At 68.7% G+C, this 23280-nt stretch carries 25 protein-coding genes and 2 tRNA genes; 18 read left to right on the top strand and 9 right to left on the bottom strand.

The window, feature by feature from the left end:
• Positions 1 to 139 precede the first annotated feature (139 nt).
• From cimA to arfB, 4 genes are all read left to right on the top strand, one after another.
• Complete coding sequence (cimA, locus tag JNB_RS18985) at positions 140 to 1753, top strand: citramalate synthase (RefSeq protein WP_009778156.1); 1614 nt, start codon at positions 140 to 142, stop codon at positions 1751 to 1753.
• A gap of 109 nt (positions 1754 to 1862) precedes the next feature.
• Positions 1863 to 3071 carry a hypothetical protein gene (locus tag JNB_RS18990; protein WP_148232520.1) on the top strand — a complete coding sequence of 403 codons (1209 nt, stop codon included), beginning with the start codon at positions 1863 to 1865 and terminating at the stop codon, positions 3069 to 3071.
• 95 nt (positions 3072 to 3166) lie between these two features.
• On the top strand, positions 3167 to 3355 hold the full coding sequence (locus JNB_RS21775) for a GNAT family N-acetyltransferase (RefSeq protein ID WP_040883988.1): 189 nt from the start codon (positions 3167 to 3169) through the stop codon (positions 3353 to 3355).
• A 41-nt stretch (positions 3356 to 3396) separates the two neighbouring features.
• Positions 3397 to 3807: an alternative ribosome rescue aminoacyl-tRNA hydrolase ArfB gene (gene arfB / locus JNB_RS19000; RefSeq protein WP_009778159.1), complete on the top strand. Its 411-nt coding sequence runs from the start codon at positions 3397 to 3399 to the stop codon at positions 3805 to 3807.
• A gap of 128 nt (positions 3808 to 3935) precedes the next feature.
• On the opposite strand, the gene JNB_RS19005 is transcribed toward arfB, so the two are convergent.
• Positions 3936 to 5840, bottom strand: coding sequence for an N-acetylmuramoyl-L-alanine amidase (locus tag JNB_RS19005; RefSeq protein ID WP_009778160.1), 1905 nt, complete (start codon positions 5838 to 5840; stop codon positions 3936 to 3938).
• A gap of 110 nt (positions 5841 to 5950) precedes the next feature.
• A complete protein-coding gene (locus tag JNB_RS19010; RefSeq protein WP_040885262.1) occupies positions 5951 to 6844 on the bottom strand; it encodes a hypothetical protein in 894 nt (297 codons plus the stop codon).
• Positions 6845 to 6959: 115 nt separating this feature from the next.
• Here JNB_RS19010 and JNB_RS19015 point away from each other — a divergent pair, with 115 nt between their 5' ends.
• Genes JNB_RS19015 through JNB_RS19025 form a run of 3 tightly spaced genes read left to right on the top strand, consistent with a single transcriptional unit; the run spans position 6960 to position 9072 of the window.
• A complete protein-coding gene (locus tag JNB_RS19015) occupies positions 6960 to 7811 on the top strand; it encodes an SGNH/GDSL hydrolase family protein (protein WP_009778162.1) in 852 nt (283 codons plus the stop codon).
• A 13-nt stretch (positions 7812 to 7824) separates the two neighbouring features.
• The gene (locus JNB_RS19020; RefSeq protein WP_040885265.1) at positions 7825 to 8289 is read left to right on the top strand and encodes a group II truncated hemoglobin; all 465 of its coding nucleotides are present in this window, start codon (positions 7825 to 7827) and stop codon (positions 8287 to 8289) included.
• Between the two features lie 9 nt (positions 8290 to 8298).
• The gene (locus JNB_RS19025) at positions 8299 to 9072 is read left to right on the top strand and encodes a fumarylacetoacetate hydrolase family protein (RefSeq protein WP_009778164.1); all 774 of its coding nucleotides are present in this window, start codon (positions 8299 to 8301) and stop codon (positions 9070 to 9072) included.
• 126 nt (positions 9073 to 9198) lie between these two features.
• Here the strand turns inward: JNB_RS19025 and JNB_RS19030 are convergent, their stop codons facing one another.
• Positions 9199 to 9774, bottom strand: coding sequence for a GNAT family N-acetyltransferase (locus tag JNB_RS19030; protein ID WP_009778166.1), 576 nt, complete (start codon positions 9772 to 9774; stop codon positions 9199 to 9201).
• Positions 9775 to 9924: 150 nt separating this feature from the next.
• Here JNB_RS19030 and JNB_RS19035 point away from each other — a divergent pair, with 150 nt between their 5' ends.
• Entirely contained in the window at positions 9925 to 10278 is a 354-nt protein-coding gene (locus tag JNB_RS19035) for a YciI family protein (protein ID WP_009778167.1), read from the top strand.
• Between the two features lie 10 nt (positions 10279 to 10288).
• Complete coding sequence (locus JNB_RS19040; protein WP_009778168.1) at positions 10289 to 11533, top strand: RNA polymerase sigma factor; 1245 nt, start codon at positions 10289 to 10291, stop codon at positions 11531 to 11533.
• 20 nt (positions 11534 to 11553) lie between these two features.
• Here the strand turns inward: JNB_RS19040 and JNB_RS19045 are convergent, their stop codons facing one another.
• Positions 11554 to 11766 carry a dodecin gene (locus JNB_RS19045; protein WP_009778169.1) on the bottom strand — a complete coding sequence of 71 codons (213 nt, stop codon included), beginning with the start codon at positions 11764 to 11766 and terminating at the stop codon, positions 11554 to 11556.
• A 76-nt stretch (positions 11767 to 11842) separates the two neighbouring features.
• On the opposite strand from JNB_RS19045, the gene gltX reads away from it, so the two are divergent.
• The 4 genes from gltX to JNB_RS19065 all read left to right on the top strand — a co-directional run bounded on the left by gltX (position 11843) and on the right by JNB_RS19065 (position 14468).
• Positions 11843 to 13375 (top strand): glutamate--tRNA ligase, encoded by a 1533-nt coding sequence (gltX, locus tag JNB_RS19050; protein ID WP_040883989.1) that lies wholly within the window; start codon positions 11843 to 11845, stop codon positions 13373 to 13375.
• Positions 13372 to 14124, top strand: coding sequence for an HAD family hydrolase (locus JNB_RS19055; RefSeq protein ID WP_009778171.1), 753 nt, complete (start codon positions 13372 to 13374; stop codon positions 14122 to 14124). Before gltX ends, JNB_RS19055 begins: the two co-directional genes overlap by 4 nt.
• Positions 14125 to 14224: 100 nt before the next feature.
• A tRNA-Gln gene (locus JNB_RS19060) sits at positions 14225 to 14296 on the top strand.
• Between the two features lie 99 nt (positions 14297 to 14395).
• A tRNA-Glu gene (locus JNB_RS19065) sits at positions 14396 to 14468 on the top strand.
• A gap of 62 nt (positions 14469 to 14530) precedes the next feature.
• On the opposite strand, the gene JNB_RS19070 is transcribed toward JNB_RS19065, so the two are convergent.
• On the bottom strand, positions 14531 to 15274 hold the full coding sequence (locus JNB_RS19070) for an IclR family transcriptional regulator (protein WP_009778172.1): 744 nt from the start codon (positions 15272 to 15274) through the stop codon (positions 14531 to 14533).
• A 132-nt stretch (positions 15275 to 15406) separates the two neighbouring features.
• On the opposite strand from JNB_RS19070, the gene leuC reads away from it, so the two are divergent.
• From leuC to JNB_RS19085, 3 genes are all read left to right on the top strand, one after another.
• Complete coding sequence (gene leuC, locus JNB_RS19075; RefSeq protein ID WP_040883990.1) at positions 15407 to 16840, top strand: 3-isopropylmalate dehydratase large subunit; 1434 nt, start codon at positions 15407 to 15409, stop codon at positions 16838 to 16840.
• A gap of 1 nt (position 16841) precedes the next feature.
• Positions 16842 to 17429: a 3-isopropylmalate dehydratase small subunit gene (leuD, locus tag JNB_RS19080; RefSeq protein ID WP_009778174.1), complete on the top strand. Its 588-nt coding sequence runs from the start codon at positions 16842 to 16844 to the stop codon at positions 17427 to 17429.
• A gap of 388 nt (positions 17430 to 17817) precedes the next feature.
• Entirely contained in the window at positions 17818 to 18525 is a 708-nt protein-coding gene (locus JNB_RS19085; RefSeq protein WP_009778175.1) for an HU family DNA-binding protein, read from the top strand.
• Between the two features lie 71 nt (positions 18526 to 18596).
• Here JNB_RS19085 and JNB_RS19090 read toward each other — a convergent pair whose 3' ends face one another.
• From JNB_RS19090 to cofC, 3 genes are read right to left on the bottom strand one after another with little or no spacing between them, the layout of a single operon-like run.
• Complete coding sequence (locus JNB_RS19090) at positions 18597 to 19337, bottom strand: hypothetical protein (protein WP_009778176.1); 741 nt, start codon at positions 19335 to 19337, stop codon at positions 18597 to 18599.
• Positions 19338 to 19396: 59 nt separating this feature from the next.
• Positions 19397 to 19606: a hypothetical protein gene (locus JNB_RS19095; protein ID WP_009778177.1), complete on the bottom strand. Its 210-nt coding sequence runs from the start codon at positions 19604 to 19606 to the stop codon at positions 19397 to 19399.
• A gap of 9 nt (positions 19607 to 19615) precedes the next feature.
• Positions 19616 to 20239 carry a 2-phospho-L-lactate guanylyltransferase gene (gene cofC, locus JNB_RS19100; protein WP_009778178.1) on the bottom strand — a complete coding sequence of 208 codons (624 nt, stop codon included), beginning with the start codon at positions 20237 to 20239 and terminating at the stop codon, positions 19616 to 19618.
• 114 nt (positions 20240 to 20353) lie between these two features.
• Here cofC and JNB_RS19105 point away from each other — a divergent pair, with 114 nt between their 5' ends.
• Together JNB_RS19105 and JNB_RS19110 are read left to right on the top strand one after the other, a co-directional pair.
• Positions 20354 to 21184, top strand: a complete 831-nt coding sequence (locus JNB_RS19105) for a 1-acyl-sn-glycerol-3-phosphate acyltransferase (RefSeq protein WP_040883991.1) — start codon at positions 20354 to 20356, stop codon at positions 21182 to 21184.
• Positions 21181 to 22179, top strand: a complete 999-nt coding sequence (locus tag JNB_RS19110) for an NAD(P)H-dependent glycerol-3-phosphate dehydrogenase (RefSeq protein ID WP_009778180.1) — start codon at positions 21181 to 21183, stop codon at positions 22177 to 22179. The genes JNB_RS19105 and JNB_RS19110 overlap by 4 nt, the downstream gene beginning before the upstream one ends.
• Here JNB_RS19110 and JNB_RS19115 read toward each other — a convergent pair.
• Positions 22176 to 23252 (bottom strand): PLP-dependent aspartate aminotransferase family protein, encoded by a 1077-nt coding sequence (locus JNB_RS19115; RefSeq protein WP_009778181.1) that lies wholly within the window; start codon positions 23250 to 23252, stop codon positions 22176 to 22178. The genes JNB_RS19110 and JNB_RS19115 overlap by 4 nt on opposite strands.
• Positions 23253 to 23280: the final 28 nt, after the last annotated feature.

Raw genomic sequence — 23280 nt, forward strand, 5'->3', positions numbered from 1 at the left:
TGGTGAGCCCGAGTCGGCCGGACGACAAGGCTCGGCCGCCACACCCCCGGCCGCTCGAGCAGCAGCGCACGTCGACAGCGACACTTGAGGCACACGTTTTGACGAAGCCGACGCACGAGACCAGATCGAGGCGACACGAATGAGCGACTTGCACGTCTACGACACCACCTTGCGTGATGGTGCCCAGCAGGAGGGCCTCAACCTCTCCGTGGCGGACAAGCTCACGATTGCGTCGCACCTCGACGACCTCGGAGTCGGCTTCATCGAAGGTGGCTGGCCCGGAGCGAACCCCAAGGACACGGAGTTCTTCGCCCGGGCCGCCACCGAACTCACCCTCAAGAACGCGACGCTCGCGGCCTTCGGTGCAACGCGACGGGTCGGGGGCAAGGCGGCGACGGACCCGCTCGTGCGTGCGCTCATCGACAGCCAGGCGCCCGTCGTCACCCTCGTCGCGAAGTCGCACATCGGCCACGTCGAGCGTGCCCTGCGCACCACCGGCGCCGAGAACCTCGAGATGATCCGCGACACCGTGTCGTTCCTGCGCGGGGAGGGGCGGCGTGTCTTCCTGGACGCGGAGCACTTCTTCGACGGGTATGCCGTGGACCGCGACTACGCGATCGAGGCCCTGCAGGCGGCCCTCGAGTCGGGCGCAGAGGTGGCCGCGCTGTGTGACACCAACGGTGGGATGCTGCCCGGCCAGGTCTGGGACGTCGTCAAGGACGTCGTCGCCGCGCTCGGGCTCGACCCCGTGGATGGAGCCGCGCGGCTGGGCATCCACTGCCACAACGACACCGGCTGCGCAGTCGCCAACTCGATGGCGGCTGTCGATGCAGGGGTCACCCACGTGCAGGGCACGATCAACGGCTACGGCGAGCGCACCGGCAACGCCAACCTCGTCACGGTCGTCGCCAACCTCCAGCTCAAGGAGGGGCTGCAGGTCATGGACCCGCACCTCCTCCAGGAGTCGACGCGGATCAGCCACGCGATCAGTGAGATCACCAACGTCCCGGCCTACTCGCGTCAGCCGTACACGGGGGCGAGCGCCTTCGCGCACAAGGCGGGGCTGCACGCGAGTGCCATCAAGGTTGACCCTGATCTCTACCAGCACCTCGACCCCAAGGCCGTCGGCAACGACATGCGCATGCTCATCTCCGACATGGCCGGGCGCGCGTCGATCGAGCTCAAGTCGCGCGAGCTCGGGTTCGAGCTCGACCCCCAGAACGCCGAGGACAGCGCCCTCGTGGCCAAGGTGCTGGCTCGGGTCAAGGACCTGGAGCTGCGTGGCTACACGTTCGACGCCGCCGATGCGAGCTTTGAGCTGCTGCTGCGGCGCGAGATCGAGGGTGCGCTTCCGGCGTTCTTCGAGATCGAGTCGTGGCGGGTCATCACCGACTCGCAGTCGGAGGGCAACGCGCTGTCCGAGGCGACAGTCAAGCTCACGGCGGGCGGCAAGCGCGTCCTGCGCACCGGCGAGGGCAACGGTCCGGTCAACGCACTCGACCACGCGCTCCGGCTCGCTCTCGCCACGGCATACCCGGAAGTGGAGGACCTCGAGCTCATCGACTACCGCGTCCGCATCCTTGATGCGGCCCACGGCACCGATGCCGTGACGCGTGTCCTCATCGAGACCAGTGACGGCGAGACCACCTGGGAGACCATCGGGGTGGCGCCCAACATCCTTGAGGCCAGCTGGATGGCGCTGGTCGAGAGCGTCACCTACGGACTGCTGCGTGCCGGGGTTCCCGCGCGCTGAGTGGCCGAGTCGGGCGCGCGGCCCACGCTCCAGCGGATGCGGTGCGACGCAGGCGGCCATAGCCTTCAGTGGGGGGTCGCTCGGACCCCGCAGACTGGAGGGGAAGCACATGCGGAGACTGCGCGTTCTCGGGGCAAAAGGGTTCTTGCGAGCGGTGATGGCGTCGGCTGCGGCGGCCGTCGTCGTCGGCTCGATCGGGGCGGGGGCGGCGCAGGCTGCGTCGCCGATCTCCACTGCTGGCTTCGACCTCAGCCGGACGAGCACCTCGAGTGCGGTGCTCAGCGCCCTCGACACCGCGCTGCCCAACCTCAGCATCGACACCGTTGCCGCAGACGCCAACCGGGTGGGCCCGACGGGGTCTGCCTGCGGGTCGGTGCTGCCTCACGTGATCAAGAAGTACTGCTGGGCCGACGACGACAACGACACTGAGCAGTGGTACCCCCAGGGTGTCTCGACCACCTATGACGCGTACGGGGGTGCAGGTACGACAGCCGGCGGACGCTCCCTCATCGCAACCTCTTGGTACGACCATGACGGCGGCACCGACAAGGGAGCGCGGGTCTCGATCCTTGACCGGGCCAACGCCAAGTACCGCCACGTCCTCCTGGCCGTCCCCGGTGGGACTTCGACGTCGCCCACGTTCTCGATCGCGAGCACCCACGCTGGTGGTCTGGCCTGGTACGGCCGCTACCTCTACGTCGCCGACACGACCGGCATCCGTGTCTTCGACATGGGCCGGATGTGGAGCGTCAACACGTCCATCACCGATGCCATCGGGAAGACCTCAGCCGGCTATGGCGCCTACGGCTACAAGTACGTCGCGCCACAGGTCCACCGCTACGCTCGCACGGGAACGTTCCGCTACTCGTCCGTGTCGATCGACCGCACGACCACACCGGACACCCTCATCGCCACCGAGTACCGCGCGCCCGGCGACACGGCGCAGGTCTCGCCCCGCACCGTGCGCTACAACCTCGACGAGACGTCCAAGCTGATCGCCGAGACGACGTCGACCGTGGCCGGTGCAGACGGTGCTTGGGACATCGGTGTCGACAGCCTCCAGGGTGGTGTCTTCGTCAACGGGAGCCTCTTCCTCAGCCAGAGCGACGGTGGTTCGGTCGCCGGCACGGACAACGACCGCGGGGATCTCTACCGCTACACGCCGTCGTCCGGCTCGCTCGTCAGCTGGGGCAACCATCTGCCCGTGGGCACCGAGGACTTCAGCTACTGGAGTGGGCGGGGCGAACTGTGGACGACGGCGGAGTACCCGACGCTGCGCGGTCTCTACGCACTGGACTACGGCTACTACAGCGGGTGACAGGCCTCCTCGTCCGAGGTGTGGAGGCCTCCCCAAGAGGTCCCGGATGGCAAACGTGCTCGACAGCCGTGCCCACGCACGCCGATGATGGCGCAGTGACGGGCGAGCAGGGGCCGGAAGGGTCCGACGACCAGATGCCCTGGATCGGGGGCGTCCTCATCGATGCGGCGGAGCAAGGGCGCGGGGTGGGTCGCGCGGCCATGGTGAAGCTGCTTCGGTGGCTCTTTGCGCGGCCCGAGATCATGGCCGAGCTGACCGCCGTCCGGGCTGCGCCCCTGCTGTGACGTCCGGAACGGGTGATCTCGTGGTGAGACCAGGTCCGGGTATGCCGGGTGGTCTCGTCATTGATGCGGCTGACCTGCTCGAGCGGTTCAGCCGGTCGTCGGGGCCCGGAGGGCAGGGCGTCAACACCACCGACAGCAGGGTCGAGCTCGTCTTCGACCCAGCCGCTTCCACGTCCCTCACACCGACCCAGATTGAGCGCGTCCTCGAAGTTCTGGACTCCAGCCTCGTCCAGGGTCGGCTCGTCGTCGCCGCGTCCGAGTACCGCTCGCAGCTGCGCAACCGCGCCGCCGCCCGTGAGCGTCTTGGCAACCTGTTGCGGGACGCCCTGGCGCCAGCGCCACCGGCCCGTCGCCCCACGCGGCCGACCCGCGGCTCCCAACGGCGCCGACTCGACGCGAAGAAGCGCCGTGGTGACCTCAAGTCGGGTCGCGGTCGGGTGACCCCGGACTGACGTTGGGCTGACACCGAGCAAGTCGAGCAGGTCGAGCAGGTCGAGCACCATCTCGAGGGGACGGTGGTGCAGCGGGTCGGGCGGCTCCGCTCCCGAGCACCGCCACGAGATCGCCAGAGCTGGCCCTGTCAACGGCCGGAGAGCACCCTCACGTCCGCGGCCTTCACGTAGCCGAAGCGGTGCCCGACCCAGACCTGGACGTACTCCTCCGTCCCGGTGACCACGGTCTTGTCGCCGGGGAGCGAGTTGTCGAAGGACTTCGCGTAGTAGTAGTCGGTCGGAACCGTCCGGTCGGCGATGACGTAGCGCTGACCCGGCTGGAGGGTGAGCACCGAGCCGTCGGGCGCGGTCACGGTGGGCTGCCCCTGGTAGGGCACCGGAGTGCCGGCGTAGGCCGAGGCCTCGGGGTAGGCGCGCGCATAGACCGGCACGGACGGGCGCACCGGTTCGACGACCTCGCCCTGGGACGGGACGACGTTGGCCTGGTCGCCCTTCGGGCTCTTGATCCACGCGGCGGAGCCGTCCCACCAGACCTTCAGCCAGTCGCCCTGGCGCCCCATGACGTAGAACTTGTGGCCGGCGACTGCGCGAGCGTCGCGGTCGGAGACCAGGTCGGAGGATCCCCACGCGAGCGGCGCCGAGTCGCTCGGGGCCGTGCGGACGTCGACGTAGTTGGTGCCGAAGGAGGGGCAGGGGCGGCCCGGCTGGGTCTCCGTGGCGAAGCACCCGTCGAGGCTGCGAGCGTTGTCCGTGAAGCCGGGCTTCACGGTGAACACCTGGCTGGGGCCACGTCGGTCGGGCCGGATCGGGGCGCCCAGCAGCGCCATGTAGTGCTCCCAGTCCCAGTACGGCCCCGGGTCCCATTTGTAGTTGCTCGACATGAACTCCTCGTGGCCGACGATGTGGGCACGGTCGAGCTCAATGCCCTTCTGCGCGGCGAGGTAGGTCACGAGCTCGGCCGAGGAGCGATACAGCGCTTCGGTGTACCACGTGCCCGGCTCGCCGGCCTTGCCCTCGTGCTCGACACCCACGGAGTGCATGTTGAGGTACCAGTTGCCGGCATGCGCGGCGACGTTACGGGTGGCGACGTGCTGGTCGACGTGCCCATCGTTGGATCGGACGGTGTAGTGCCAGGACACGAACCGGTTCGGTTCGGCCTCGCCCTTGATCAGCTTGGTACAGACGTCGTAGGTGCACTCGGTGTTGTGCACGACGAGGTAGTCGATCGACAGGTCCTTCTCACGGTCGGCGAGGTCGTAGTTGACGTACTGCGTGACGGCCGGTCCGGTGCTGCGGTACTGCGCCTCGACGACGTCGCACTCGATCGTCGCGGGGCACTCGAGCTCTTGGACGCCGGGTTGGAGGAGGCGGTCGTCCGCCACCGCGGAGGTGTCCAGAGCCGCGCTCGGGTTCGACGCCAGCCTCACGGTGTCGCCGAGATCCGTGGTCTCGGTGGCACCGGCTCGAAGCACGTCGAACACGAGGCCGGCGTAGTGCAGGGCCTCCTGTCGGTCGGCGGTGCCGGCATAGCGTGCGACTGCCTTGCTCCACCCCGCCGGGGCCTTCGTGGTCGTGCCGGGCTGGTACGACGCCAGCACCGCCGCGGCGCCGCAGATGTTGGCGACCGGGTCGGTGCGCAGCTGCTCGGCCGACAGCCCGGTCTGCTGGCGCGCCACCTGCAGCGTGCCCGCACGACTGGGCAACCCTTGGTTGGTGTCACCCTTCTCGGGTGCGGACACCGGGGCCACCGGTGCGTCGGTCAGGTGCATCACGCCATACCCGCCGGACACGCTGGGCTGTCCACCGTGGTGGCTCCACCGGCCGCCGAGGTATCCCACGGCGAGCAGGACGTCCTCGGGGACCCCGCTGACCCGCGAGGCCCGGGTGAAGGCCGACTGTGTGTCGTCCGGACCCGCGAGGCAGGTGCCCCAGTCCGTGGCCGACGCCACCGAGGTGCTGCTGAGCGTGAGTCCGGCTGCGGCCAGCGTCGCCGCCAGCGCCCCCGCCCCGAATCGTGAAAACCTGCGCGCCATCGTCGCAACCCTTCCAGCAAAGGTCCCGGGGGAGTCCCGGGCGATGGGACTATCCAACGCCGTCGAACGTTCACACGTCAATGGTTGACATGGCAGTCGACGCGGCCGCCTCAGGGCACGCAGGTGTCCAGCACGCCGATCAGCCTGTGCCGCAACACGTTCGAGCGCTCCGCGAACGCTCGCTGACGCTCCAGGTATGCCGCCTTGCCGGCTGCCGTCTCGATCCTCACCGGTGCGACGCCATAGTCCGAGAGGTCATAGGGCGACGCCTGCATGTCGAGGAGCCGGATCTCCTTGGCGAGGTCGAAGCAGTCCATCGTGAGGTCGCTCGGGACGATCGGCGTCAGTTTGGTCGCCCACTTGTAGACGTCCATACCGGCGTGGAGGCAACCCGGCTGCTCGAGCTCCAGCTGTGACTCGCGCGTCGGCTGGATCGCATTGCGCGACAGGGCTTCTGGCGTGAAGAATCGGAAGGCATCGAAGTGGCTGCAGGTGATCTGGTGCCGTTCGACGACCTCGTCGGTCTCGTTCTGGCTCAGCCGCAGGGGCACCTGCTCGTGGCGCACATCCCCCTCGCGAGCGCGATAGACCATCGCCCATTCGTGGAGTCCGAAACACCCGAGCCGGGCGGGTCGCGCCGAGGTGGCGGCCAGCAGGCGGCCGATGAAATCGACGGCCCGACCGCGCGCGGCGACAAAGGCATCGACGTCCACCTCGACGGCGTCACCGACGACGCGGTAGTGCTTCCACGACGCTCGCTCCAGCGCCGCAGCACCCTCAAGGCGCACGCCCACTCCGGGGTGCCAGCGCCGCAGCTGTGAGGGCTTCGTGGAGTAGTAGCTGAAGAGGAAGTCCTCGATGGGATGAGGCACGCCCTGACCCCGACGCGAGCGGTGGTCTGCAGTGGCCACGTCGACCCGCCGCTGATGCGCCGCTTCACGGGCCGACCACGCCTCGAGATCCACGAGTGTGGGGACCTCTGAGGGGCGGGTTGCAGCATTCATGACCCGACCAGCGTAGGCGAGCGACTTCGCCCGACCTCCCGTCACGTGTCAGGTCCCTGTGCAACGATCCGATGAGGCCCGCAGCGCCGCGGACCGTGACTGCCCTGGAGCTGATGTGTTGCGTCGAGTCCTCACCCTTGTCATTGCGTCGTTCATTGCCCTCGTGGCGCCGTCCGCGGCCCACGCCGGCCCCGGCCAGGGAGCAGGTAAGGGAGCCGACAAGGCGACGAGCTGGTACCTCGCCCTCGGTGACTCCCTCGCTGCGGGCTATCAGCCGGGCGTGGGCGATGACCGCACTGGTGGCTACGTCGGGGGAGTGCTCGATGCCCTGCAGGACACCGCTCCCAAGGCCAAGCTCCGCAACATCTCGTGCTCCGGTGCGACGACCACGTCCCTCATGGGCACCGACCGCTGCACCTACGAAGCCGGCAGCCAGCTCGCCGAGGGCGTCGAGTTCCTCAAGGCGCACAAGGGCAAGGTCGACCTCGTGACGATCGACATCGGCGCCAACGACGTGACCCCGTGTGCGCGACCCGTCGTCGACGTCACCTGTGCCCTCACCGCGCTCGGAACGGTCGAGCGCAACCTCACCGCGACCCTCGGCCAGCTGCGCGCGGCCACCGGCCCGGACACCCAGATCGTGGTGCTCAACTACTACAACCCGTTCCTTGCCGCTTGGCTCACGGGACCGGCGGGCCAGCAGGTGGCCGGGCTCTCGAGCTTCCTGCAGATCCTGCTCAATGACGCGGTCGCCCGTTCGGCTGCGACCGTCGGGGCCGATGTCGCCGACGTGGCCACGGCGTTCAAGTCCGCCGACAAGACACTGGTCAGCACGGCATACGGAACGATCCCGGCCAACGTCGCGACGATCTGCGCGTGGACGTGGATGTGCACGAAGAGTGACATCCACGCCAACGACGCCGGGTATGCCGTCCTCGCCGGAACCGTGGCTGCTCGCCTTCCCTGACCTTCGGAGTGTCATGACCGAGTCGATCTACGAGGCGGCAGGCGGAGCAGACGGAATGCTGCGCCTCGCCGATGCCTGGCATCAGAGAGTTCTCGCGGATCCCGTTGTCTCGCACGCCTTCTCGCATGGATTCAGGGAGGACCACACGGAGCGTCTCGGCGCCTACCTGGGCGAGGCGCTGGGCGGGCCGCAGGCCTTCACCGGGTCGATGAGCACCGAGTCCGACGTGGTGCGCATGCACTCGGGGCAGGGGCGCGAGGAGGAGATGGACCGGCTGGCGCTCGTCGCCTGGGACGAGGCGCTCAGCGACTGCGGGCTCACGGACGATCCACGCCTCGCGGCGACGCTGCACTCCTACTTCGCGGACGCCATACGCCGGATGGGCGAGCACAATGACGACTCGGACACAGTTCCGGAGGGCTTGCCCCTCGAGGTGTGGACCTGGGACTCGTCCGGCTCCGCAGGCTCTGGGTCCTAGAGTGACCTCGTGCGCATCGCGAGATTTACGACAGGTGAAGACCCCGTCTACGGCCTGGTCGACGGAGCCGGCGAGAAGATCGCCGAGATCACCGGAGACCCGCTGTACACGAAGATCGAGCTGACGGGCGCGACCCACCTCGTCGCAGATGTGCGCCTGCTCGCGCCGGTCATTCCGCGCAGCAAGGTCATCGGCATCGGCAAGAACTACGCCGATCACGCCAAGGAGATGGGTGGCGAGGCGCCGTCCTCGCCACTGATGTTCCTCATCCCCAACACTGCGGTCGTCGGTCCGGGTGACCCCGTCGTCATCCCCGGCTTCACCCAAGAGGTGAGCTACGAGGGAGAACTGGCCGTCATCATCGGCCGGGTCGCCAAGGACGTGCCGGTCGACCAGGCGCTCTCGGTCGTCTTCGGCTACACCGTTGCCAACGACGTCACCGCGCGTGACCTCCAGCGCGGCGACGGCCAGTGGGCGCGGGCCAAGGGCCTCGACACGTTCTGCCCACTCGGCCCGTGGATCGAGACCAGCCTGGACCCGGCGGCCTGCCGCATCAGGACGACCCTCGACGGCGACGTCGTGCAGGACGGATCCACCTCCGACATGGTCCACGGTGTCGCCGAGCTCATCGCCCACGCCTCGCAGGCCTTCACCCTGCTGCCGGGCGATGTCATCCTCACCGGCACTCCCGCGGGCGTCGGTCAGGTCGTGGCAGGCCAGCGCGTCGACATCGAGATCGATCAGATCGGCACCCTGAGCAACCCCTTCGTCGACGCGGAGTAGCGCGCGGATCACCGCGAGGGCTGCGAGACTCGCCGGCATGAAGGTCTTCCCGTTCGCCGTGCAGCTGTCCTGGGGTCTCGGTCTGGTCCTGGCGGCCCTCATCCTCGGAACCCGAGAGTCCTTCGACTACTGAGGACCAGCCGGCCAGGAGTCGGCGAGCAGGTGGAAGGTCACGTGCGGGGCCAGCGGATGGTCGTTCGGCAGGTCTGGATGCAGGCTGCGCGTGTGCTCGCGCAGCCCGAGCCGTCGCATGACCGCCTGCGACGGTGTGTTGACGACGGCGGTCCAGGACCAGAGTTCGTCCAGACCCAGGCGGCGTATGCCGTCCGCAACACTCGCGTGCGCCGCTTCCGTCGCGAACCCGTTCCCCCACGCTGACCGCGCCAGGCGCCACCCGACCTCGACGCCGCCCGCGCCGGGGGAGCCGGGGTGCATCGGTGCCAGCCCGACGAAGCCGATCAACTCGCCCGTGACGTCGCGATCCACTCGGTCCACCGCCCAGAGGCCGTAGCCAAGGCTGTCGAAGGTGCCGTCCACCCGCTCGACCATCGCGTCCGACTCCTCGCGCGACCGCGTGCTCGGGAAGTAGCGCATGACGTCGGGGTCGGCGTTCAGGGCGGCGAAGGGTTCGAGGTCCGAATCGCGCCATCGACGGAGCACGAGACGGTCGGTGTGGAGCAGCGGCGGGGGAGGGGACGGCATACCCGTCAGCGTGGCATTTCTGTCCCGCCGAAAAAAGTGTGAAGAAACTTTGCCGGAGGTGTCGTATCCACGTGGGGCCGTTCGTGGAGAGGATGAACGACACCACAGGGCGCCACGCGGCGGCCGGTCGCTCACCAGAGGAGAACGATCATGACGCAGTACATGCTTTCGGTCATGGGCAGCGCAGACGCCGAGACGCCCACCGACGAGGTGATGCAGGAGATGTTCGCGACCGTCGGGCGCTTCAACGACAAGGTGCAGGCCGCCGGGAAGTGGGTGTTCGCGGGCGGCCTCGAGGCGATCACGACCGCGACCACGGTGGACGCGACCGGCGAGAAGCCCACTGTCACCGATGGTCCCTACTCCGAGGCCAAGGAGTTCCTCGGGGGCTTCTGGATCATCGAGGCGACCGACCTGGACGACGCGCTCGACTGGGCCAAGCAGGGCTCTGCTGCCTGTGGTGCCCCGGTCGAGGTTCGGCCGTTCGACGCTGCCTCCCAGTGATCGCCGGCGAGTGACCGCTCACGAACCTGCCGCCGCTCTCGGTGCGGACGCCGTCACTGACGTCGTCCGCGCCGAGTACGGCCGTGTCGTTGCCGGGCTCATTCGTCGCTACGGCGACATCGGTCTCGCCGAGGACGCCCTCGGCGAAGCCATCGTCATCGCGCTCGAGCGGTGGCCGCAGGACGGCGTCCCACCCAATCCCGCCGGGTGGCTCACGACGACGGCGAGCCGCAAAGCGCTGGATCACCTGCGCCGCGAGAAGGTCCGCGACGAGAAATACGCCGAGGCCGCCATGATCACCGACGACACGCTCCCGCAGCCGACCGGTCCGATCGCGGACGACCGGCTCCGCCTCATCTTCACCTGCTGCCACCCCGCGCTGGCCGAACCCGCCCGCGTCGCCCTGACGCTCCGCCTGCTCGGAGGTCTCACCGTCGCCGAGATCGCCAACGCCTTCCTCGTACCCGAGACGACGATGGCGCAGCGCATCACCCGGGCCAAGGCCAAGATCGCCAAGGCCCGCATCCCCTATCGGATCCCCGAGCAGCCAGACCTCGCCGAGCGACTCGACGGCGTTCTCGCCGTGCTCTATCTCGTCTACAACGAGGGTTATCTCAGCTCGAGCGCCGACAACGCCGACCGTCAGGACCTGGCCGACGAGGCGATCCGGCTCACCCGGGCGGTGCGTTCGATCGCCGACGGCATCGGTTCGCCGCCGGAGGTCGATGGTCTGCTCGCCCTCATGCTCCTCAGCCAGGCCCGCCGGCCCGCGCGCATTGCCGCCGACGGGAGCCTCGTCACTCTCGACGAGCAGGACCGCACGCTCTGGGATGCGGGACTCATCGACGAGGGGCACGCGCTCGTCCGTGAATGCCTGCGCCGCAACGCTCCTGGCACCTATCAGATCCAAGCCGCCATCCAGGCCGTGCACACGGACGCGCTCGACGTCTCGCTGACGGACTGGAGTCAGGTGGCCGCGCTCTACGACCAACTGATGCACGTGAGCCCCTCGCCGATCGTCGCCCTCAACCGAGCCGTCGCCGTGGCCGAGCTTGACGGACCACAGGTTGCCCTGGCCGCGGTCGACGGACTGGAGCTCACGGCATACGCACCGTGGCACGCCACCAGAGCGGATCTGCTGCGCCGTCTGGGACGTACGGACGACGCACGACGCGCGTATGCCGCCGCCATCGCGACCACGGAGAATCCCGCCGAGCGTGCGTGGCTGGCTTCGCGACGCGAGACTTTGGGCTGAACCGCCGGGTCGTCGTGGTTCTACTTCTCGACGCGGAAGCCGAGCTTGATACCGACCTGCCAGTCGGAGATCTGACCGCCGTCGCCGAGGTGGCCGCGGATCTCGGTCACCTCGAACCAGTCGAGGTTGCGGACACTGGAACTGGCCGAGGTGACCGCGTTCTGCACCGCGGCCTCGACACTTTCCGGTGAGCTGCCGACGAGCTCCGAGATGGCATAGACGTGATTGGCCATGAGGTTCCTCCGGACGTCGTGCCGGACGCCGGTCGCCCGGTCCTGCCCTCAACGTAGACCCTAGAATCGGGGGATCATGAGCGAAAAGCCCACCCCCGCAGCCAGCAGCCCTCGACTTCGCGTCGCCCCGTCACCCACGGGAGACCCGCACGTCGGCACGGCCTACATGTCGTTGTTCAACCTCGCGTTCGCGCGACAGCAGGGTGGGCGCTTCCTCCTGCGCATCGAGGACACCGACCGCGCGCGCTTCCAGGCCGACAGCGAGCAGCAGGTCTACGACACCCTGCACTGGCTCGGGCTGACCTGGGACGAGGGCCCCGACGTGGGTGGGCCGTTCGCGCCCTACCGCCAGAGCGAGCGGCTCGACACCTACAAGCCCTACGTCGAGCAGCTGCTGGCCGACGGCCATGCCTACTACTGCTACTGCTCGGGGGAGCGGCTCACGCAGATGCGCGAGGTCCAGCAGAAGACCAAGCAGCCGACCGGCTACGACCGCCTCTGTTACGGCAAGACGCGCGAGGAGCGGGCCGAGCTGCCCGGCTTCAGCGAGAAGGACCCGGTCGTCCGGATGCTCATCCCGGAGAACCCGCCCCTGACCTTCGACGACCTCATCCGTGGCAGCGTCTCCGCACCGCGCCCCGATGACCAGGTCATCCTCAAGGCCGACGGCTTCCCGACCTACCACCTCGCTGTCGTCGTCGACGACCACGAGATGGGCATCACCCACGTCGTGCGCGGTGAGGAGTGGATCAGCTCCACTCCGAAGCACGTGCTGCTCTACCAGTGGCTCGGACTGGAGCCGCCGAAGTTCGCGCACATGCCGCTGCTGCGCAACACCGACAAGTCCAAGATCTCCAAGCGCAAGAACCCCGCGGCCCGCCTCACGTGGTTCCGCGAAGAGGGCTACCTCCCCGAGGCCCTCGTGAACTTCCTTGCGCTGTTGGCCTATCCGCCGATCCTTGAGGAGGACGGCACCGAGCGCGAGGTCTTCACGTTCCGCGAGTTCAGCGACGGCTTCGACTGGAAGAAGGTCAACCCGGTCGGGCCGATCTTCGACCTCAAGAAGCTCGACTGGCTCAACGGCGTCTACATCCGCGAGCTGGCGCTGGGCGACTTCACGTCCCGTCTCCTGCCGTTCCTCGAGCGCGACGAGGTGCTCTCGGGCAATCCCTCACTCGGTGAGCTCGGCCGGCTCAAAGCCGTGGCCGAGCTGATCCAGACGCGCATCGCCCACCTGTCCGAGGCCTCCGTCCTCGTGCGCCCGTTCTTCGTCGCCGACGACGCCCTCGAGATCGCCGACGACGCCCGAGGGCAGCTCAAGGACGACGCGGGCCAGGTGCTCGATGCAGCGATGGCCGCTCTGGGTGACATCAACGACCAGGGTGCCGGGGTGCTCGGCACCGACAGCGGGTGGAACGCCGCGGCCATCGAGGCGACTCTGCGTGACGCGATCGTCGAGGGCCTCGGCATCAAGCCGAAGTTCGCCTTCGGCCCCCTGCGCACTGCCGTCTCCGGTGCTCGCGTCAGCCCTCCACTCTTCGAGTCGATGGAGATCCTCGGCAAGACCTCGACGCTCACCCGCCTGCGGGCGCTGCGCGACTCCCTGTGACGGGCTCGACCTGGTCGCACGTCACCGGCGTCCTGTTCGACGCCGACGACACGCTCTACGACACCCGCGCGGCGATGCACGTCGCGGGTGCCGTGGCCGCGGGTCGGCTCTGGCCGAGTGCAGATCCTGATCGGGTTGCCGCAGCTGGTGTGCGGTTCCGCGACGACCCGGAAGGTTGGTTCGCGGCCTACACCCGCGGTGAGCTCGAGTTCGACGAGATGCGCCAGCGTCGGATTGCCGAGATCGGCCGATGGCTCGAGGGCGGCGAAACGGTCTCTCCCGAGGCGTTCTTCGCGATCTACGAGCCGGCCTTCCACGAGGCTCTCCAGGGCTTCGATGACGTCCGTCCCGCAGTGTCAGCCCTGCAGGCCGCGGGCCTGGCCGTCGGGGTGCTGACGAACTCGTCCGGCGACTACACGACGACCAAGCTCGCCGCCGCCGGCCTCGACGGGGTCTTCGACGTCATCTGCAGCCGCGACACACTCGGCTTCGGCAAGCCCGATGCTCGGGCCTTCCACGAGGCCTGCCGACGCATCGGGACGTCCCCGGAGGCGACGCTCTATGTCGGCGACGAGCTCCACACCGATCCGCTCGGAGCGGCAGGAGCGGGTATGCCGGCCGCCTGGCTCGTGCGCGACGGTCACGTCGCGGAGGAGGGCCGGAAGGCTGTGGCGGCACGCGGCATACCCGTCGTTCCAGGTCTCGACGAGGTGGCGAAAAGGCTCGGATTGGCCGACGCGGCGGGCTGACAGCCGACCGATTTGGGAGTGGGGGGAGCCGCCCGGTAGTATCACTCCTCGGTTCACCGGCGCACGAGGTCTTCGGACTGAGGCGGCAGTGATACCCCCTTGGGGTATGGTGTAATTGGCAACACTACGGTTTCTGGTACCGTCATTCTAGGTTCGAGTCCTGGTACCCCAGCTTGGTCAATGCCCTTGTGGCGGAGGCCGATTCGGAAGAGATAGCGTTCTTTGCTATTCTTTCACCTGCTGTCGAAGTTCGCTCCGACAGCACAGTTATGGCCCCATTGTGTAGCGGCCTAGCACGGCGCCCTCTCACGGCGTTAGCACGGGTTCAAATCCCGTTGGGGCTACAACTGGAAGTCCCCGTCACCACCAGGTGACGGGGACTTTCGCGTTGGTGGGGAGGTCCGGCTCAGGCGGAGTGCTGCTCCTCCGCGGTCTTGGCGTGACGGGCGAGCACCTCGGTGAGCTTGTTGGCTCCGGCGATCACGGTCGCGGCGTGGAGCCGACCGGGCTGACGTGAGAGGCGTTCGATGGGTCCCGAGATCGAGACGGCGGCGATGACCCGACCGGAAGGGGAGCGGACCGGCGCCGAGACCGAGGCGACGCCGGCTTCACGTTCGCCGACACTCTGGGCCCAGCCGCGGCGGCGCACCCCCGAGAGGGTCGTCGCGTTGAAGGCCGCACCCTGCAGGCCGCGGTGGAGCCGGTCGGGCTCCTCCCAGGCGAGCAGGATCTGCGCGGCCGAGCCAGCGAGCATCGTCAGGCTGGCGCCGATCGGGATCGAGTCGCGCAGCCCCACGGGGCGCTCGGCGGCCGAGACGCAGATGCGGTGCTCGCCCTGGCGGCGGAACAGCTGCGCGCTCTCGTTGGTGTGGTCCCGCAGCGCGCCGAGCACCGGACCGGCGGCCGCCAGGAGGCGGTCCTCCCCGGCCGCGGCAGCGAGCTCGCCGAGGCGCGGTCCGAGCACGAAGCGGCCCTGCATGTCACGACCGACGAGGCGGTGGTGCTCCAGGGCGACCGCGAGGCGGTGCGCCGTTGGCCGGGCGAGCCCGGTGGCAGTGACGAGCTGGGCGAGGGTCGAGGGGCCTGCTTCGAGTGCGCTCAAGACGATGGCTGCCTTGTCGAGAACGCCCACCCCACTGGTGTTGTCCATGTCTTGATACTGCCGTCCCAAGCCGTGAGACGCAAGTCCCGGGTTCGAGACCGCGTGCCAATCTCGATGGGAGCGAAGGCGCCGACCCTGTGCGAGGCGGCGCCCCGAAACTGTTTCGTGGAGGTGTTGGCCGTGGGCAAGACCCTGGCAGAGAAGGTGTGGGAGTCGCACGTCGTGCGACGTGGCGAGGGCGAACCGGACCTCCTCTACATCGACCTCCACCTCCTCCATGAGGTGACGAGCCCGCAGGCCTTCGACGGACTGCGTCTCACCGAGCGGCCCGTCCGCAGGCCCGACCTCACCCTGGCGACCGAGGACCACAACGTCCCCACCACGCCCGGCCCGATCACCGACCCGATCAGCCTCACCCAGGTGCAGACGCTGCGCAGCAACTGCGACGAGTTCGGCATCAAGCTCTATCCGATGGGTGACGCCGAGCAGGGCATCGTCCACGTCGTCGGCCCGCAGCTCGGTCTGACCCAGCCCGGCATGACCGTGGTGTGCGGCGACAGCCACACCTCGACCCACGGCGCCTTCGGAGCGCTCGCGTTCGGCATCGGCACCTCCGAGGTCGAGCACGTCCTCGCGACCCAGACGCTGCCGCTCAAGCCGTTCCGCACCATGGCGATCACCGTCGAGGGTGACCTCCAGCCCGGGGTCTCGGCGAAGGACATCGTCCTCGCCGTCATCGCCAAGATCGGCACCGGCGGCGGCCAGGGCTACGTCCTGGAGTTCCGTGGCAGCGCGATCCGCGCCCTGTCCATGGAGGCGCGAATGACGGTGTGCAACATGTCGATCGAGGCCGGTGCCCGCGCCGGCATGATCGCCCCCGACGAGACCACCTTCGACTACCTCGAGGGCCGCGACCACGCGCCCAAGGCTGCCGACTGGGACGCGGCGGTCGCCAACTGGAGCGAGCTGCGCACCGACGACGACGCCGAGTTCGACAACGAGGTCATCCTCGACGCGGCGTCACTGACACCCTTCGTCACGTGGGGCACCAACCCTGGCCAGGGTGCGCCTCTCAGCGAGAGCGTGCCGGACCCGTCGATGATGGACGACACCGAGCGTCAGTCCGCCGAGCGTGCGCTCGAGTACATGGGTCTCATCGCCGGCACTCCTCTGCGCAAGATCCACATCGACACGGTCTTCGTCGGGTCCTGCACCAACGGCCGGATCGAGGACCTGCGCGCGGTTGCCGCTGTCGTGCAGGGCCGCAAGGTCGCCGAAGGAACGCGCATGCTCATCGTCCCCGGCTCGGCGCGAGTGCGCCTGCAGGCCGAGGCCGAAGGGCTCGACGCGATCTTCACCGAGGCCGGCGCCGAGTGGCGGCTCCCGGGATGTTCCATGTGTCTGGCCATGAACCCCGACAAGCTCGCTCCGGGGGAGCGCAGTGCGTCGACCTCCAACCGCAACTTCGAGGGCCGTCAGGGCAAGGGTGGACGCACCCACCTGGTCAGCCCCCAGGTTGCCGCCGCCACCGCGGTCCGCGGAACCCTCTCCAGTCCGTCCGACCTCGAGCCGCTCGCGGCGCCGGTCGCCGATCTCGCCACGCAGGAGGCCTGACATGGAAGCCTTCACGACCCACACGGGCACCGGTGTCCCACTGCGCCGCAGCAACGTCGACACCGACCAGATCATCCCGGCCGAGTACCTCAAGCGCGTGACGAAGTCCGGCTTCGAGGACGGCCTCTTCGCCGCCTGGCGCAAGGACGAGACCTTCGTCCTCAACGACCCGACCTATGCCGCGGGCTCGGTTCTCGTTGCTGGTCCCGATTTCGGGACGGGCAGCTCTCGAGAGCACGCCGTGTGGGCCCTCATGAACTACGGCTTCCGGGTCGTCATCTCGTCGCGCTTTGCCGACATCTTCCGTGGCAACAGCGGCAAGTCGGGGCTCCTCACGGCCCAGTGCAGCCAGGACGACGTCGAGCTGCTCTGGAAGCTCCTCGAGAACGAGCCCGGGACACCGGTCGTCGTCGACCTCGTGTCGCGCACGATCACGGCTGGTGAGCTCGTTGCGGCCTTCGAGGTCGACGAATACACCCGGTGGCGTCTGCTCGAGGGCCTGGACGACATCTCGCTGACACTGCGTCACGAGGGTGACATCACGGCATACGAGAGCTCTCGTCCGGCCTGGAAACCCGTCACGATCTGAGGTATTGAGCGCGCGACACGCCGTGTGGGAGTGGGCAGTTCACGCCGACCTGCATCGTGGGAGCGTGGGGCTGATGTGACTCATGTGACTGGCGGTCCGCTGTGACGGCGAGGCGCCGTGCGGAGTGCGGACGACCTGCTGGGAGTCAATTCTATTGCGCTGCAACGCAATTGACGCGAAAATGGCGCTCCGGGCAGCGATCCGTCAGGGCGTTGGTTGTCCAACAGCACACGTACCTTTCTGACCGAATGCCCTTGTGGGACAACGGAAACCGCTTGAGAGGTGATGGACTCCGCGCGTCGTGCGGCCTAACGTCGTGACTGAACAGGCGATCGCCTGATCACACACATCGTCGGGTAGTCCCGGCGGCACACTCGATGGAGAGACAGTGAACAAGGGAGAACTCGTCCGGGAGCTCGAGAAGCGTCTCGGCAGCCGCAAGGCAGCGACGGAGGCCCTCGATGCGGTCCTCGACACGATCGTCCGTGAGGTCACCAAGGGTGGCAAGGTCGGCATCACCGGCTTCGGTACCTTCGACCGCGTCGAGCGCGCCGCACGTACCGGCCGCAACCCGCACTCCGGTGCCAGCGTCCGCATTCCGAAGTCCAAGGCTCCGCGCTTCCGCGCCGGTGCCGCATTCAAGACCTACGTGAAGAAGCCGTCCGCGCTGCCCAAGGCGGCACCGGCGGCTCAGCGCGCGAGCGCAGGCACGGCCTCGGTCGTCGCCAAGGCAGCGCCCGCCAAGAAGGCAGCGCCCGCCAAGAAGGCTGCGCCCGCCAAGGCTGCGGCCAAGAAGGTTGTCGCCAAGGCGGCTCCCGCCAAGAAGGCCGCTCCGGTCAAGGCCGCTGCCAAGAAGTCGGTCGCGAAGGCTGCGCCCGCCAAGGCTGCGGCCAAGAAGGTTGTCGCCAAGGCAGCGCCCGCCAAGAAGGCCGCGCCCGCCAAGGCCGCAGCCAAGAAGGTTGTTGCCAAGGCAGCCCCGGCCAAGAAGGCCGCTCCGGCCAAGGCTGCTGCCAAGAAGTCGGTCGCGAAGGCAGCGCCCGCCAAGAAGGCTCCCGCCAAGAAGGCCCCGGCCAAGAAGGCCGCCAAGAAGAAGTGATTGCGTGCCGCATCAGGCGGCATGCACGTCAGACAGGGCCGGCGCCTCAGGCGTCGGCCCTGTCTGACGTGTCAGAACCCTTGTGGTGATGGGTCAGGTGGCGTGCTCGGTGTGCCCCACGCCGGCTCGTCGCCAAACGGGTTGTCACAGAAGGTCACGGACCAGTGAAGGCATCCGATCACCTCGTCGATGAGCTCATCGCTCTGCATGACCACGAGCCAGCCCTGGGGCTCGTCCAGGGCGGGCACCTGCCCCACGACGCCTCGTCGCTGTTGGTAGGTGCTGTCGCTGGGGGAGCAGTAGCGGCTGCCGTCGGTGGCAGGACCGACGTAGAAGAAGGTGAGTCGGCTGTCGGCGAAGATGTCCTGCTTGCCGAGTGCCTCGGCCACTTCGTACTTGCGGCAGGCGCCGTTCATGGAGGACTCGGGGCCCGACTGGACCTGCGTTCCGAGCAAGGTTCGGGCCTGCGCCTCGATGTCGACCTTCCAGGCGCGCACGGACTCGAGGGTGCAGACCTCTCGGTAGTCCTGAACGATCCATCCGGCGTCATCGGTGGAGAAGCCGCACTGCTGCGCGACCCAGGCGTGGGTCGGTTCGGTTTCCACGTGGTCGGCCACAGCATCCGCTCGCTGCTGTGACTGGGCGAGTTCCGCCGAGATGCGCCCGCTGATCTGGTCCCCGAGGGCGTCGCGTTTGCCGTGCGCAGACACCACACCGGCAATGTTGATGACGAGGTAGAGCGCAACCACGAGAGCGACGAGAGCCACCATCGCTGTGAGGGCAAGGCGGAGGATGCGCTTGAGAGCCGGCATGGCAGCCAACGTACGGAGGAACGCGGGTTGCGCGCCTGAGTACGCCTACGCGACTGCGGTCAGCGGATGACCTCGCCCTCACCGATGCCGACGATCCAGAGCCGGGTCACGGCCGTCCCGTCGAGCTCGATGCTGACGCGTTGACCCACCCGCACGTGGCGCAGGGCGCTGTCGGCGAAGACAGCGCCGGGCCACGAGACGAGCAGTCCGTCATCGAGCAGGGCAGAGCCCGAACCGTCTTCGGCGAAGGTGTGAATGCTCGCTTGCACCCTGTGACGCTATCGCTCGAGGGCATGGCGTGTGCGCGGGCCCAGCGTGAGCCGGGTTGCGGCGTGCCGCAGCGAGGCCTCGTCGTCCACGTCGTGGCGCAGGCCGGGGAGGTCAAGGTCCAGCGGGTGGTGCCCCAGAGCGAGGTGCAGCGCCGCGCTGCCCGGGCCGAACGCGAGGTCGGGCACGCGGGCGACAGTCGTCCCCACGAGCGCCGTGCCCACCCCGTCGGCGTCGGGCACGAAGAACGTCTCATGGCCCGCACCCGCGTCCAGGCAGGCGCGGAGCTCGTCGGGAGTGAGGGCGGGGTGGTCGCCGAGAAGGATGGCCACCAGGTCCGCGCCGGCGGCCTGTGCCGAGCGCACACCGGCCAGGCAGGCATCGTTGAGGCCGATCCCGGGATCCGCGACGACGGTGAAACCGGCTGCCTGCGCGTGAGCGGTCTCGTCGGCGTCCCCGGTCACGACGATGACCGCTGCGGGCGTCACGACACTGGCGACGACCTCGAGGGTGTCGTGGATGATCGCTGCCACGAGGGGTTCGTCGTCGAGGGAGCGACGCAACCTCGACTTCGCACCGCGTCCGCCCTTGACGGGGACCACGACGTGCCATTCGGTCTCGTGGGGCGACTCCATGACTCGATCCTCCAACGCGGCCCCAACCTGCTCGACATCGCCCCCGGCGCGGACAAAGATGTGCGCAGACCGCACGCGAGCACGTGGGCGCGGTGAACGAGACGGAAGGCCTGCATGAGGATCGGACCACGCCACTCTCCACCGGCATACCGGTTCGCGGTCTCCGTCCTACGGCCACTGCTCATGTCACTCACCAAGCGGGAGTGGTCGGGCGCCGAGAACCTGCCGCGGGGGCGAGGTTTCGTCGCGGTGTCGAACCACGTCTCGCACGTCGACCCGTTCATCTTCGCCCACTTCCTCAACGACTCCGGGATCGTGCCGCACTTCCTGGGCAAGGTCGAGGTCTTCAGGATCCCCCTCATCGGGGCGATCCTGCGAGGCGCCGAGCAGATCCCCGTCTATCGCGAGACCGGTCAGGCATCGGATGCCTATCGCGCCGCGGTCGAGGCCGTGGGTGAGGGCAAGTGCATCGCGATCTATCCCGAGGGAACCGTCACGCGCGAGCCCAATCTCTGGCCGATGCGCGGCAAGACAGGTGCGGCGAGGATCGCGCTCGAGACCCGGTGTCCGATCATCCCGATTGCCCAGTGGGGAGCCCAGCAGGTCCTCGCTCCCTACGGTCACCGTCCGAGTGTCCTGCCACGGCACACGATGCAGGTCCGCGCGGGCACCCCGGTCGACCTCTCCGACCTCTATGACCAACCCGTGACCACCGAGGTCCTGGCCGATGCGACGGAGCGCATCATGGCTGCCCTCACGCGGGGAGTCGAGGAACTCAGGGGTGACACGGCGCCAGCTGGCCGCTTCGACCCACGCGAGCAGGGGATCACCGTCACCGGTCGTCCCCGTGCCGCGAAGCCAACCGAGCGTTCAGGCCCCCGTGAGCGTGAACAGCCCCCACAATGGGCCGACGACCACCCCGACAAAGTGGAGGACGACGCGTGACGAAAGCAGCCGTGTTCGGCACCGGTAGCTGGGGAACCGCCTTTGCGGCCGTCCTCGCCGATGCTGGCACTGACGTGACGATGTGGGGCCGACGGGGCGAGGTGGTCGACGCCATCAACGCGGGCTGCAACGACGAGTACCTCCCCGAGCTGCCCCTGCCGCAACGGATCTCGGCGTCGATCGACCCCGAAGAGGCAGCGTCCGGAGCCGACATCGTGGTCCTGGCCGTCCCGTCACAGACCTTGCGAGCCAACCTGGGTTCCTGGGGCTCCGCGCTGCCCAGCAGCGCTGCCGTGGTCTCCCTGATGAAGGGCGTCGAGCTCGGCACGACCCAGCGCATGAGCGAGGTCATCGCCGACGCAGGTGGCGTCGACATCGGTCGCATCGTCGTCGTCTCCGGCCCCAACCTCGCCCGCGAGATCGCCGTGAAGCAGCCGGCCGCCAGTGTGGTCGCTGCGGCCGACGAGCAGGTGGCCCAGCGGGTCGCGGACGCGTGCGCCGCGGCATACTTCCGTCCCTACACCGGCACGGACGTCGTCGGGACCGAGATCGCCGGGGCGACCAAGAACGTCATCGCGCTCGCCGTCGGCATGGCCGAGGGCCTCGGGATGGGTGACAACTCCAAGTCGTCGATCATCACGCGCGGACTGGCCGAGACCACGCGTCTGGGGCTGGCCCTGGGTGGTGACTCGCGCACGTTCGCCGGTCTTGCTGGCGTGGGCGACCTCATCGCGACGTGCATGTCGCCGTTGTCGCGCAACCACAGCTTCGGCGTGCGCCTCGGGCAGGGCATGACGGTGGACGAGGTCATCGCCGTGACGAACCAGACCGCCGAGGGCGTGAAGTCGTGCACGTCCATCCTCGACCTGGCCCGTCATCATGGTGTCGACGTGCCGATCATCGAGCAGGTCAACGCGATGATCACCGAGGGCAGGTCGGCCCAGGAGGTCGTCGAGGCGCTGCTCTCGCGCCCCCGCAAGGCCGAGACCGGCTAGATCGCGCCCAGCGCGGCGTCGAGGTCGCGCCAGAGGTCCTCGACGTCCTCGATGCCGACCGAGAGCCGCAACAGGTTCTCGGGCACGACCTCGGGCTCACCGGGCTGACGTCGGCGGCGCTCGAGCTGACTCTCGACGCCACCGAGGCTCGTCGAGTGGACCCACAGCTGCGTTGAGGCGGCCACGCGTTCGGCGGCGTCCGCATCGCCCGCGACGTCGATGGAGACCATCGCCCCGAACCCGGGGTAGCGCACCCTCTCGACCCCGGCGTGCTCGGCGAGACGGGTCGCGAGCACTGCGGCGTTGGCGCAGGCGCGCTCGAGCCGCACCGACAGGGTGCGCAGGCCGCGCAGTGCCAGCCACGTCTCCATCGGCCCGGCGATGGCTCCCTGGAGCTGCCGGTGGCGGCGCAGGCGTCCGCACAGGGCCTGGCCCACCTCGGTGCCCGCCGTCACGGTGGCGCCGAGCAGGAGGTCGCTGTGGCCGGACAGGTACTTCGTCGCGGAGTGCACGACGACGTCGGCGCCAAGGGCGAGCGGTTGCTGCAGCAACGGGGTGGCGAACGTGTTGTCGACGACGACGAGGACATCGCGGTCCCGGGCGGCCTGGGCCAGTGCCTCCACATCCGCGACGTCGAGCAACGGGTTGGTCGGGGACTCGATCCAGAGCATCGCGGCGCCGTCGAGCGCCGCCACCACGGTTGCCGTATCGGTGATGTCGACGGCGGCGACTTCCACCTCGCCGGCTTCGGCCCGGTCAGTGAGGGTCACGAGGGTGCCGTTGTAGGCCGCAGTCGGCACCACGACCCTCCCACCGTGCGGCACGAGTGAGAGAGCTGCGGCCACGGCGGCCATTCCTGACGCGAAGACGAGGGCCTCCCCGCCCTCGAGCGAGCCGAGAGCCTCCTCGAAGGCCGTCCACGTCGGGTTGCCCGAGCGGGCATAGTTGACCGCCCCGTCCGCGTGGTAGGTCGAGGTGAAGGTCAGCGGCGCGCCGACCTGTTCGCCGGGCTCGCGCGCGACGCGCCCCAGTGAGACGACGCGGGTGGCAGGGCTCAACTCTTCGGGATCCACGCAGGCGAGCGTATGCCGTGTGCCCACC

The organism is Janibacter sp. HTCC2649 (assembly GCF_000152705.1).
Taxonomy (GTDB): Bacteria; Actinomycetota; Actinomycetes; order Actinomycetales; family Dermatophilaceae; genus Knoellia.